The organism is Christiangramia qingdaonensis, from assembly GCF_048381525.1.
Taxonomy (GTDB): domain Bacteria; phylum Bacteroidota; class Bacteroidia; order Flavobacteriales; family Flavobacteriaceae; genus Christiangramia.
This window is the reverse complement of the sequence record NZ_JBLWIM010000012.1, coordinates 428,155-442,502: the sequence shown is the minus strand read 5'-3', so window position 1 is coordinate 442,502 and position 14,348 is coordinate 428,155. Positions and strand designations below refer to the sequence as shown.

Sequence of the window (14,348 nt, the reverse complement as noted above, 5' to 3'; positions counted from 1 at the left end):
CTACAGGAATTCAGTAGGAAAAATGGTAATAAAAGTAACATACCAGCGGCATATCTTACTATATTTTTCAATGATTTCATTTTATAAAGTTTTAATTGATTTCGATTAGTTTTTAATATCCGGAACGTTGAGTATATGTTCCACCACTGGCATCTATTTCAACCTGCGGAATTGGTAAATAATACTCATGAGGTTCAAGATTGGCGCCTGTTAAATAAGGTCTTCTAACTTGTTCACTTGATACATATTGATCGATATAACTGTCTGCAATACCCCATCTTACAAGATCAAAAAACCTGTGTCCTTCATTAGCAAGTTCCAATCTGCGTTCAAATCTAAGTGCCTGAATTGCCATTTCCTGAGACATGCCCGTTGGATAAGTTTCTATAAGATAGTTAGCTGCATCTTCAGAAGGATTTTCAAAATCCTTGACATAAGGTGAATTTTTTGCTCTTGATCGAATCTGATTTATTATCTCAATACCTGTAGCTACATCACCGGTCTCTATTGAAGCCTCTGCTTTCCAAAGAAGTAAGTCTGCGTATTTGATCAACGGAAAATCTAAATTTCCTAAGGCCCATGGAAAACCGTTCGGGTTGGACGCCATACCATCAGAAGTAGGATAAATCATATTCTTCTTTCGAACATATAATCCGTAGGTGCCACTATCTCTACTCCAATTTTCCTGTTGTGCCATAGGTTCCCAATCCTTCCAGGTGATTCCAGGTCTCCCAATTGTATGATCAAGCCTTGGATCTACAAAATCTTGATCATCGACATTGCTGGAATTATAAGAGTTAAACAAAGGCAATCCGTTTTCTCCAACTTTATATGCATTGGCTAAATTCTGACTAGGTTTATGAAAGTCATCGCCATTCAAATAAGGATGGTTAGGGTTATCGCTAGGACTGTCAGGAGAATTTAAAAGATCTCCAAAATTTAAATTACCATATTGCGATCCGTCATTAATAGAAAACTGGATAGCGAAAATATTTTCAGGATTTCCATACCCTGGCTCTGAGTATAATCTTTCAATATCCTCTACAAGTCTATATTGACCTGAGTTAATTACTATATTAGTTTGATTTATTACCTCCTGCCATTCTTCCTGAAATAAATGAGCTTTGGCCAAATAAGATCTGGCTACCATTTCATTTACCCTTCCAAGATCAGGTTGCATTTCTGGTAATAGTTCAATTGCTCTGTTTAGATCACCTTCAATTTTTTCCCAGATAAAGGCTTCATCAAAGGTGTTGGGAATTTTGGTTAAATCAGTTACAGGTGTATTTTCATCATACCAAACTATTGAACCGAAATTCTTCATTGCTTCGAAGTAGAAATGAGCTCGAAGGGTATATAATTCACCTAATCTTACATCTCTATTTTCAAATTCACCATCTTCCAGGTTAACCAAAAATCTAATTCCTGTATCCACTCTTTTTAGTCCAAAATAAATTGATCTCCAAAGATTATATACGTTGTCACTTGAAGGAAAAAGATTATGAGTTTCCAACTGATGCATTCCTCCACCTGGGTTGTCTCCGGTACCTCCCCCGCCTTTGTAAGCGTCTCCAGATCTAATATCTGATGTTGGCCAGTTCGAAGGAGCATGATCAAAAGGATACAAATCTCTAAATTCACCTGTATTATACCTATAATCCAAAGCACTATATGCTGCAATCACAAGTTCTTCAGGCTCTAAATTGTCCTCAGAAATCGTATTATATTCGGTTACGTTCAGATCATCCTCTGAAACACAGCCGACGATCAATGTTACTCCAAAAAGGAATAGTGCCATTATTGATTTGTTCATTGTTCTTTTCATAAGATGTTTTTAAAATTTTGTTGAAACTCCGAAAGTGATTGACTTTGTATGAGGGATACCATAACCGGCGACTCCGATACCTCCAGCTCCAAGACCAGATACTTCATAATCAAATCCAGTAAAAGAAGTAAAGTTTAATAAGTTCTGACCAGACATATATAGCCTTAATTCATTTAGACCAATACCCTCCGCCGTTTGCTGAGGAAATGTATACCCCACAGTAATGTTCTTCATTCTAAAATAAGATCCATCCTCAATAAAATAACTTGATGGTTGAGTTTCGTTATTTACATTACTAGTACTAAGTGCCGGAATATTGGAATTTGCATTCTCGGGTGACCAGGCATCTAAAGTATTTTCTCCAAAATTGAAGCTGAAGTAAGTGAAATCTCCCAGGTTTCTTTGTGTATTATACAAGTCATGTCCTTGTTTACCATCAAAATAGGCACTAAGATTGAAACCTTTATATCCCAGGTTTAAACTTACCCCATAGATAAAGTCTGGATGAGGATTCCCAATAATAGTCCTATCATCAGAGTTAATAACTCCATCATTATTTAAATCTCTATATCTTATTCTACCTAATCCCTTACCCGGTTGTTGAGCATGAACAGCGACCTCTTCAGGTGTTCTGAAAAGTCCATCTGCTATTAGACCGTAAAATGAGGCAATAGGATCTCCGGCTCTGGTGATCGATACTCCATTCAAAAGGAAATTATTATCTGTATCAAGTGACTCTACATTGTTCTCATATTTAGAGAAATTAAGATCAACGCCATAATACCAGTCACCTTCAGCCTTATTCTGATAACTCAAAACTGCTTCAAAACCGATATTGGAAACTTCTCCTGCATTGATAAATGGAGGTTGTGCTTCTCCATTAATAGACTGGGGAATAGGTTGTAGAAGTAAATCTGTAGTGCGTTTGTCAAAGAAATCTGTGCTAAGAGTAAGACGATTTCTTAAAAACCCAATATCAAATCCTACATTGGTTTGGGCTGTTTGTTCCCATTGAATATCTGGATTCGCTTGTCTTGCCTGTACAATCCCTTCTGACACTCCAATACCATCTCCATCAATATCGTAATTCAGGAATTCAATGGCATTTCCAATAGAGCTATTGTAAAAAGTACTTAGATATAGGAAATTGGGTATTTGGTCATTCCCGTTTATACCGTAAGATGCACGAAGCTTTAAATTGGAAATTAAATCAGAGTCTTCGAGAAAACTTTCGTTTGAAACATTCCACGCGAAAGATCCTGCTGGATAAATGGCAAATTTATTATTAGGACCGAATCTGGAGGATCCATCCCTTCTCATACTACCTGATAAAATGTATCTGTCGTCATATACATATTTCAGGGATCCAAAGAATGATTGTTTTCTGTATTGGATTTCATTTTCAATAGTCCTGAATTCTGCATCGCTTTGAATAATATAGGATGGGTATTCAGTGATATCAACTCCATTTGTTAATTCTACTGTGGATTCAAAGTCTTCTTTTGTAAACTCTACTCCTCCTAGTAAATTAAATCTATGTTTGTTTATTTCGAAATCATAGGTTAATAGATTTGTCCAGATCGTTCTTAAAGAATTGTTTCTATCCTTTGAAACAGTAATATTGTTAAACACACTTGGAACTCTACCAACCTGAACAAAAGGTTGAGTTCTGGTATCAAATGCAAACTCGGTATAATCGAAATTCAATGAAGTATCGAAAGTTAAACCATCTAGTATATCAATTTTCGCAAAAACATTTCCTAACAAACGATTATTTCGTTGTTCATTTTTTCTGTTGGACCAAAGATTAGCGAGAGAGTTTGCTTTATCCTGAATTGTGGGTGCTGTATAATCGCCGTCTACTGTATATACTGGTATAAGTGGATTCTGAAGAATAGCATTTTCAAACTCATTAGCCTGTACTTCATTAAAATTTGAATACAGGAAATTCTCACCTATTATTATTCTATCATCCCAGAAATCAAAGCTTGTGTTCAGCCTCGCATTATATCTTTCATAATGGGTGTACTTCTGGATTCCATTATCTCTAGTGTAGTTGAGACTTGCAAATAGTTGCATGTCTTCCTTCCCATATCGATAACTGAAATCTGTATTGTAGGAAATTGATTCATCAATTATTACATCTAACCAATTTGTATCTGATGATCTGATTAATTCATCCTCATCTAAAAATTCAGGAATATCGAACCCATTACCGTTATCAGTTAGTACATTAAAATCTCCTGATATACCGTCATTTGCTCTAGCCTCATAATAGACATCTGCCCATTGCCGTGCATTTAGAATATCGACTTTATCTCTTAGCATATTAACCGTAGCCTCGGATTTCACAGCAAACTCTGATACTCCTGCTTTACCTTTTTTAGTGGTAACTACAATAACCCCATTTGCAGCTGAAGTACCATATAAAGCAGTTGAGGCACCATCTTTTAGAACCTGAATACTAGCAATCTCATCTGGATTCAGAGAAGAAGGATTGAAAGTTTGAACTCCATCGATTACCCATAATGGACTCGATCCAGCGGTGATAGTAGTCAAACCGCGAATAGCAATTTGAGAATCATTCCCACCAGGAGTTCCACCAGAATTAATTTGAAGACCCGGCACTCTTCCCTGTAGACTAGTAATAATATTGGGACTAAATTCCTGAGATAATTCCTCAACGTCAACCACACTTATTGCTCCAGCTATATCCGATTTTTTCTCGGAAGTATAACCCGTCACTACCACTTCATCGAGTTGTGCTACATCTTCTGTCAAAGTAATCTCATAATTAGAAGATTGGTCTACGGCTACTTCCTTTGTCCTATATCCTATAAAGGATATCACTAGAGTTTCACCTGTACTAACTTCAAGTTCAAAGTTTCCATCAAAGTCAGTCATTGTCCCACGATTAGCATCCTTTACTGCTACGGTAGCACCTGCCACAGGTATTCCTTCTTCAGAAGTAATGATACCTGTGATGGTCTTGTTTTGTCCAAACAAGCCGACAGTAAATAACATGAGGGATATCACAATTAGATTTTTCATAATTGGCTATTGGTTGTTTTTAATTATTTTCAATTTCATAAATAGTAACTTCCGCGGAAGCTGAACCACCCTCCGTGAATAGATCAACACCGTTTGCATCATTACTCTCGGGGAAGAATCTACCTGTGAAATGTGATTCTCCGTTGATAAATACTTCTAATACAGAGCCATCAACGAAAACTCTTAGCTCAACAGAATTTCCCTGGTTAATACTGAAATCCCCTCTTCGAACATCTCTTCTTACTAGATCTGAAGTTGAGGAATCTGATGCATCCACAACCCATTCCTGAGCTCCAAAATCATAGTATACCCTATACTCTTCTCCACTAGTTTCAGCCTGTCCTAATACGAAACCGAAACGATCAGCGGTTCCTGTATTGATTGTTGTTTCCATTTCGAAGTGCCTACCAGTAAAATCAATGTTATCAGTGCTTCCAGGATTGATATCTACCGTTCCAAAACTTATCTCTTCCCCTCTATAGTTTTCCAGATTTGGATGTGGCTCAATTAAAATTGTACCGTCTTCATCCAGGGTCCATACTTGGGCAAGACTAAAAAGGTTTGCATAACCTTGTTGTTGTTGAAACTCTGGAGCTACCTCATCTGGGATAATTCCGATTGCCGTAGTTCTACCCTGATCGTCCAAGGTAACGGCTGGAGATAAAAATCCGTTTACTACTTCGAGATACTTAGGATCTTCAAAGTCTGGAGTAAATACTCCATTTTCAAAACTACCAGTCCAATAGAACGTAATGGCTGGAGTAGTATCAGGAGTTTTTTGAACTAATAGAATAAATCTACCATCTTCAAATTCATGGAGAACTGGCATCTCCCAGAAGCTTCCTTCTCCTTGATTGCTTTGTCCCTGGAAAAGAATTCCTTTGTAATCCCAATTTTCAAAATCTTCACTAGTATAATAAACTACGTTACCACCAATAGAAGAGATTCCGCTACCTATTATCATATGGTATAATCCATCTTTATAGATGACATAAGGATCACGAAAATCCAGGTCGACCTCTGGTGGTGCAGCTGGTATTACCGGGTTACCATCAAATTTATCAAGGGTTTGATAATTATCATCTGAAAATGCGGTTCCAATTCCTGCCTTTATTCCATCTACACCGGTATAAACAACAGCAGGTGTTCCATCTTCAAGTATAATAGCATCACCAGACCAGATCCCAAAATTATCCCAACCTGTCGAGGGCCATAACACAGCATCTTGCTCTTCCCAATCTACCAGATCTGAACTAGTAAAATGTCCCCAATTCTGATTCGCTATCCCTAGAAAAACTTCATTTTTCTGATAGAACATATGGTAAGTTCCATCTAAACCAACCAGACCATAAGATTCATTAGCCCATCCAAAATCGGGTATTGGATGATATAGAGGTCTGTTATTATCTCCTGAGTAGTCCAGGCCTAAATTATAATCCGGTGCTGCAGGAGATCCGTACTGGCTGGATATAAATTCTGCCACAGCAGGTGAAGAGAATCCAGAGTAAATTTGAATTTCATCGAGCGCTCCAGAATAATAATCTATATCAAATATACCCATCATTTCACCCATAGTATTTTTACCAATACTAATTGGAGTAGAACCCGTAGGCCAGGTGATTGAACCAGATGGAATATTAGCTGTAGTTAACAGCTCCTCATTCATATATATTGCAATACTTTGGGATGCTGGACTTATTCCTACCAAAATATGATTCCACTGATTTCTAGGGATTATTTCATTAGTTACAGTTTGAGAAAAAGAACCATCAATAAAATATTGTACAACGATTTGGCCGAATTTGTTTAGACCAACCATAATTCCATTACTTGAACCCTCTGAAGTCATAGCCAGCATGGCAGCCGTACCTACTGGATAAGATCTTGGTGAGGCCCATAGTGAGATCGTTAGTTCATCTTCTGGAAGAAGATTTGTCTCAATTTCTCCATCGATTTCGTTAGTTAACCCATCAAAGAAGATGGCGCTCTCTGAAACCCCGGCCATACGGCTTACTGCTTTCCCTTCAATTTCAAAAGTGTTCCCGGTTTCTGACTCCGTAGTAGTATTTCCAGAGGCTTCATCGAATTTAAATTCAAGAAGTTTATTGATACGAAGATTATCAGTTTCATCTACAAACACCACATCATCATCATAACAGGAAGTCAACAGACTTACTGCAAAGAGTAGCTTTAAGAATATCATTTTTTTCATTGGTCTGGTTTGTGTTATTAATATGTACTTTTTTTACTTCTTATCTAAAAGCTCAAGATTTACTTTTCTAATCTTTACATTATTAATTCTGGTATCTTCATTAGTTACTATTTTCAGCACTTGCCATGGCGTTTCCGGATAAACCAGATTAGTCATTGCATAATTGCCATCATTCAGAAAAATCTCAACTGAAGACTTGTCTATAAATAGTTTAACCTTAAGGGTATCAAGATTCCCTATCTGAACTTTTTGAGGTTCCGTGTTGGTAAATTTCTCGTTAAAGTCTACCAATCCTGAATTGGTTCGGTTAGTATAAAAGTTATTCCCTTTATATCCCATGGTGAATTTATTTCCCGCACTATTATTTAGGCTGAATTCCACTCCATCAGGGCTTACTATCTCAAAACTTAAAATACTATTGGAAAGTTCATCAGATTTAATGTTTGTAACATTATCTGATTTTTCTGTATCCATTGCGATACTTTCAGAAACCCTAGCAATTTCATCTATTACATTAGTGTTTAAGTTATATCCATCTTCAGTTTGAACTAAGTATAATTCTCTTGGTAAAGTCATAGCACTACGCCATCCCTTTGTGGGAGTTGTTGTTGCATAGTTCCAGTTACTCATCCAGCCTATGAGTATCCTTCTTCCTTCTGGTGTATTATTGAAAGTGACCCCTGCATAGTTATCGGTACCATAATCAAGCCACTGGCTTTCATCCTGATCCGTTGTAAATTTCTGGCCATCAAATTCTCCAACGAAATACCTGGTCCCTGAACCTCCATTTGGTGAGCTTTCCCCACCATGACTAACGATCATCACCCATTTTTTTTCGCCTGTGCCCTGAACTTGAAGTTCAAAGAGATCAGGACATTCCCACACGCCCAGTTCAGGATTATCTGGGAAATTAAAATCACTAAGTTTTTGCCAATCTTTTAAATCTTCAGATTGAAATATTTCAATATGATCTTTTGCAGCCAAAAGCATCTGCCACTTTTGAAGGTCTTCATTCCAGAAAACTTTTGGATCTCTAAAATCTCTAATTCCTGGGTTTTCTATAACAGGGTTGCCTTTATATTTTGTCCAGGTTTTTCCTTCATCTAAGCTATAGGCTATTCCCTGCGTTTGAAATTTATCACTTTTAGCTTTTTCGCCTTCAGGATCATGGTAGGTAAACATGGCGATCATGGCATCTTCTCCAAAACCTGCAGTATTATTTTTGTCAATTACTGCACTTCCTGAGAAAATATAACCGAGACTATCAGGGTATAATGCTATAGGTTTTTCTTCCCAGGTTAGTAAGTCTCTACTAACAGCGTGTCCCCAATGCATTGGTCCCCAAACAGTACTATCGGGGTAATGCTGAAAGAATAAATGATACTTTCCATTTTGATAAACTAGCCCATTTGGGTCATTCATCCATTTTTCCTTTGGGGTGAAGTGAAAATTAGGTCGAAATGGATCATGAGATAGAGTATCGCTTTCCTCACTGGAAATCATAACTGAGTTTTTATCCTGAGAATTCATATTATCGCAGGAAACAACAAATGAAATAAGAATCAGGCCTAAAGCCAGTTTTAAGGAAGTTTTGATCATTTTGTGTTGATTTCTAAAATTGTTGAATTGTTCGAATTGTCTGGTAAATGAAGTTCTATATCCTCTAAGGATTTTCCTTTGGTTTCTGGCATGATGAAAATGACAAATAGCAATTGTAAAACCATCATAAAGGCGAAAAAGGCAAAGACATAGCCAGGCCCAATGGTAGAAAAAAGTAATGGTACCAGTGACGGGATTATTGCTGCAAGCACCCAATGAGTTGAACTTCCAAATGCCTGACCTGAAGCTCGTAGTTTGTTTGGAAATATTTCTGATATATAGACCCAGATTACAGCTCCTTGGCCAATGGCGTGCGAGGCAATAAAAAGGAAAAGGAAAATTGGCACCCACATTCCACCCCAATTAAGGAAAAACGCTGCAGCAACCAGGTTTAAAGAAATTATATATCCTATGGAACCAAAAAGCATGAGTTTTTTACGTCCAACCTTATCTATAAGAAAAACACCAAATAACGTAAAAACTAAATTTACAGCCCCTACTCCAATACTACTCAACAAGGCTGTGCTTTCGCCAAGTCCAGCGGTTTCAAAAATTCTAGGTGCATAATACAGAAATGCATTAATTCCAGATAATTGATTAAAAAAAGCTATTAAAAATGCCAACATAAGAGGAAATCGATATTTCTTCATGAAAATATTGTCATTGACTTCTTCGACTTCTGCCTGAGCCCTTAGTTCCTTTAGAGTTTTATCAAGTTCTATAGAATTTGGCTGAATTATTTGTAACACCTTTTTTGCTTTCGCTTCCTTACCTTTTGAAAACAACCATCTTGGACTCTTTGGAATAAAGAATACTAATATTAAATATAATACCGCAGGTACCGCTTCGGCTCCTATCATCCATCTCCAGGGCTGATTGCCAAAGTCTCTTAATAGATAATTGGATAGAAAAGCGATTAATATCCCGAATACAATATTGAACTGGTATAGCGAAACTAGTTTACCGCGACTTTTGGAAGGAGCGATTTCTGAGACGTAAGCCGGGGCTGCAATGGTAGAGGCTCCTACTCCCAGACCCCCCAAAAATCTGAATATCGCAAACGTTATAGGGTCTGTAGCTAATGAAGAACCTAAGGCAGAGACTAAATATAAAACACCAATGCCTATTAGAGTATTACGTCTTCCATATGAATTGGTAGGTATACCTCCCAAAATAGCACCAACTACGGTCCCCCATAATGCCATCGCCATTACAATCGAACCATGAAATGCATCGGAAGTATTCCATAATTCTTGCAATTGTTTATCTGCTCCAGATATTACCACTGTATCAAATCCGAATAAAAAACCGGCTAGTGCAGCTACTAAAGACCAAACCCAAATATTTCTCATTATCACAAATTTTATTGGATTTGACTAAACTATTCTAATTTCTCAGGGGATGTTTTTGATAATGTTGCAATAGGGTTTGGAATTGTTATCGAAATGTAAAAAAATGGTTAACACGTTTATTTACAGAGTGTTACGATGATGGGGAATTTTTAACTAAAACGTTATAGTTACAGTTTCGTTACAATTTCTTACGAAATTGTAACAGTTTCATTGTATCATAAGGTAAAAGAAGGGTGTAAAAGATAAACAGACTTTAAAGCCATGTTAATTCCAGTTAACCTTTATAACTTTTTCGATAAAAAGCCGGACTGGAACCATATTTATTTTTAAAGCTGGTAGAGAAATAATTGGGGGTAGAGAACCCGCATTTATAAGCAATTTCACTAACAGAAAGATCAGTATCCTCTAGCATCATCTTAGCGCTCTCTAATTTATAGTTATTGATGTAATCGCTAATGTTCAATCCTAATAGCGCTTTTACTTTTCTGTAAAGCTGAACTCTCGAAACATTCAATTCCTCAGCTAGCCTTTCTACTGTAAAATCTGAATGATCCAAATGCTCTTTTATCAAGTGGTTGAGGCGAGAAATAAAATCCTGCTCACTATTACTAAATTTATTCTCCTTTTCAAGTTTAAATAAGTTATTGGTATAATAATACCTAAGTTTCTCCCGATTGTATAAAAGAGATTTTAATGATTGTATCAATATTGCAAAACTGAATGGTTTAGTTAAATAAAGGTCAGCACCACTTTCAAGACCTTTTAAATATGACTCTCTGTCTCCAAGTGCTGTTAATATTATTGTTGGTATGTGAGAAGTTCTCAAATCGTTCTTAAGAGTTTCGCAAATTTCAAATCCATCTTTTTCCGGCAAATTAATATCACAAATTATAATGTCTGGAATATGTTCAAAGGCCTTTTCGAGGGCATCAGATCCATCTGATAAATAAGTCCTGTAGTGTTTGCCTAGTTTTTTATTTAGAAATCGTGATAAATCATAATTATCTTCTATGATTAAGATTGAATACTGATCCTGGTCCCCTGCTACTAACGTCGGTATTAATCCCTCATTTTCTTCTAATCCAAAGTCAGCCTCAAAATATGATGGTTGCGGGTCATCTGTAGAGGAAATTATTTGTCCCGAAGAAAATTGATTTTTAGTAGTTGGAAGGCTAATTACAACTTCGGTTCCCTGATGTGATTTTACTTCAATATCTCCTTTATGTAGCTCAACAAACTGTTTAGTAATATTTAAACCTATACCAGAACTATTCTTATTGTTATTAGATGCTTTAAAAAAAGGTTTAAAAAGTTGTTCTTTTTCATTTTCGGGTATTCCAATCCCAGAATCCTTGAAGTAGATTTTTACTAAATTTCCTTTTCTTAAATGATCAATTTTAATTTTTATTGAACCATGGTCAGGAGTAAATTTAAAGGCATTGGATAGTAAATTAAAATAAACTTTGTCCATTAAATAACGGTCCATATAGATAGCCAATTCTTTATCATTAGATTCAATTTCAAAATTGATACTTCTCTTTTTTGCCTCTTTTTTAAAGTCCATTGAGACTTTCTCTGTGAAGTCTAAGAGATTTATTTTGTTCACTTTCAAATTAAATTTCTCATCTTCAATTCTCCTAAAATCAAGCAGGTTATTAATTAGCCTGAGTAATCGCTTTGAATTTCTGGATATTACATCTAAATCAGATTGATGTTTGGATTTATTCCCTTTTAATTCAATATAAATTGATTCAAGAGAGCTCATTATTAAAGTGAGTGGTGTTTTAAATTCGTGAGATACTCCAGTAAAAAAGTTGATTTTTGCTTTATTAACTCTCTTGATTTCTTCAGCAATAGATTTTATTTTGTTACGTTGTTTTATAACCTTTTCATTAGTAAGTTGTAGCTCCCTATTTTTTCTCCTAATTATACGGATAGAATATATAGAATATATGGCCAAACTAAGAATGATCGCTAAAAGGGCCATGGCAATTTTGAGCAGGTTGTTTTGGACGTAATACTTCTCTTCCTGTTCTTCAATCGCCTGTAATTGTTTTTCAAGTTCCAGTTGCTGTTCATTGATCTTCTCATACTGATTCTTCATGATATCAGCATTTAACCTATCAATCAATGTTATATTTAAGGAATTATTTTTTGGAACCTGTTCACCGGCGTATACTCGTGTTGCTAGTTTAATCGCTTCGGCACCTCCAGTGGGATAAAGCACGGTAGCCTGTAATCTACCATCCAATACCATATTTATTCCTCCATCGGGTCCCACAAGTCCATCAACCCCTACAAATTTGAGATCATCTGCTAAACTTTTATTCTCAGCTACCTGCCAGGCAGATCGAGCCAGTATATCATTAAAGGAGAAAACATAATCGATTTTAGAAGCATCCAGCGTATCCAGTATTCTCGAGAATTGATCATCAGTATAATTTTCAATTGTGTAAACATTTGAGATATTATCTAAACGATCCGCTACCTGGTTAAAACCAAGACTTCTTTCAAGAGTTGGTGACGAATTATCCGTCCCTTTTATCTCCAGTACTTTTATATTGCTATCTGCAGAAGAGGCAATATAACTAGCGGCCATTCTCCCTACGGCTATATTATCCGCACCTACAAAGGCCGTATATTTATCGGAATCAATTTTTCGGTCTATAAGAATTACTGGTATACCCTTATTATATGCTCTTTCAATAACAGGAACTATTTTCTCAGTCTCTAACGGAGAAACCAAAAGCACATCCACATCTTCTTCAATAAAATCTTCAATTTGAGCAATCTGTTTTTCAACGCTCCTATTTGCTTCGCTAATTTTTAGATTAATATTTGGATATAGTGAGGTCTGAACCATCATAGAATGATTCATGTCCTTCCTCCATTGATCAGAACTTATACATTGTGAGAATCCAATGTAGATCTCATCTTCATTCTTATTGGTATCACAGGAACTATAAAATGTTAGTAAAAGAACAATCAGTAAGAATATAGGTTGTTTCTGTTGTATCACAGTTTTACTCTTTTTTTACAATACTATGAAAAAGATTAGTTTCTTAACATTATTTTATGGTTCGTATATCTACTACGACCAAAGAAAAACCAAGGAAAAACTATCTATCAGTTTTGAACCTACTAAGCTTGTATTTCTTTTTATGTGTTTCTGGAAAGTCTGAATTAGTATTAAATTAATTACTTTTTAGCCACTCGTCATACAATATACTCCCTCATTTTTGATAAGCAACTTTTTGACAAGATTGCTCCTTACTTCTATCGAATGCGTTCTCTTCCAGTTCCTGTAAAAAATCAATTTTGGTGATAGTCTTATTTGCACAAATTGTGTTTAACCTCTGAAGTATTGCAAATTCTCTTAGTATCTCCTGGATTATCACTAACCAAATGCTGGTTGAATACAATCTTCGCATCTTTTTCTTGATTACATCCATATTAAATAAATGCCTTGGTGCGAGATAGACTTAAGGCTTTACTTATCATTTATAGAAATTGATAGGTATTCTTCATATCATTCCTTATTACTAACCTTATCGCTTAGAAAAGACCTTTTTCGAATAATATTCTCAATCCAATTATAGTTGTAATGGACTTTTGCAGGGACATGGTATATGAATATCTTCTAATCTGTAAGTCGACGAACTACTTCCTTGTTTAAGGCAGATCTTCGGCAATATTCACTGACATTTGAATCCGATAAGTTGCGAGTATACGAATAAGCAAAAAAGTTTTCTAAGGTTAGGTAGACTAGAATTTTTTGCAGTAAACTTCTAATTAATTTTTAGATCTACTATCTCAAAAAAAGAAGATGAAATTGCCGACTTTATTTTTCATCAAATTGAAAAAATCAATTTCCATCAGATATAAATGCAGTTCATCGAACTTGACATTTAAATTTTCATCTTGTTTAATATCATAGTAATTCAAGAAGGTATCTACATCATGAACTAAAAGCTAAATTGCAGGAAGAATCAATAACAGTAGCAATAGCTCATCTATAAATAAATGCTAACAGCAACGTCAGAATAAAAAGATAGAGGTACAATAGCCGGAAATAGAATTGAAATTAGAATATAAATTTTCTTCCTATTTGAAATTTGATACTTAATCCTAAATTGGTAATCAGGCTGCTAATAAAAATTATAAAGTTTATTAGCAATGTTCTTAGATAGGCTATCCATGGTTAAAAGAGTTAGAGATAATAAATCTAACCAAAAGAAAATTAGCTTATTGTACCCGCCGAAAACAAAAAAGCCTTCCAGTTTCCTGAAAGGCTTTCTATCACTATCGT

At 35.7% G+C, this 14,348-nt stretch carries 6 protein-coding genes; all 6 read right to left on the bottom strand.

The features are described from left to right. Nucleotides 1–112 precede the first annotated feature (112 nt). Entirely contained in the window at nt 113–1,825 is a 1,713-nt protein-coding gene (locus ACNI3T_RS06870; RefSeq protein WP_418227188.1) for a RagB/SusD family nutrient uptake outer membrane protein, read from the bottom strand. A gap of 9 nt (nt 1,826–1,834) precedes the next feature. Continuing rightward, nucleotides 1,835–4,876: a SusC/RagA family TonB-linked outer membrane protein gene (locus tag ACNI3T_RS06865; protein ID WP_418227187.1), complete on the bottom strand. Its 3,042-nt coding sequence runs from the start codon at nt 4,874–4,876 to the stop codon at nt 1,835–1,837. Nucleotides 4,877–4,895: 19 nt separating this feature from the next. Next, nucleotides 4,896–7,088 (bottom strand): glycoside hydrolase family 32 protein, encoded by a 2,193-nt coding sequence (locus tag ACNI3T_RS06860; RefSeq protein WP_418227186.1) that lies wholly within the window; start codon nt 7,086–7,088, stop codon nt 4,896–4,898. A 33-nt stretch (nt 7,089–7,121) separates the two neighbouring features. Beyond that, the gene (locus tag ACNI3T_RS06855; RefSeq protein ID WP_418227185.1) at nt 7,122–8,687 is read right to left on the bottom strand and encodes a glycoside hydrolase family 32 protein; all 1,566 of its coding nucleotides are present in this window, start codon (nt 8,685–8,687) and stop codon (nt 7,122–7,124) included. Continuing rightward, on the bottom strand, nt 8,684–10,039 hold the full coding sequence (locus tag ACNI3T_RS06850) for a sugar porter family MFS transporter (RefSeq protein ID WP_418227184.1): 1,356 nt from the start codon (nt 10,037–10,039) through the stop codon (nt 8,684–8,686). Before ACNI3T_RS06850 ends, ACNI3T_RS06855 begins: the two co-directional genes overlap by 4 nt. A 274-nt stretch (nt 10,040–10,313) precedes the next feature. Further along, nucleotides 10,314–13,058 carry a substrate-binding domain-containing protein gene (locus ACNI3T_RS06845; RefSeq protein ID WP_418227183.1) on the bottom strand — a complete coding sequence of 915 codons (2,745 nt, stop codon included), beginning with the start codon at nt 13,056–13,058 and terminating at the stop codon, nt 10,314–10,316. Nucleotides 13,059–14,348 lie beyond the last annotated feature (1,290 nt).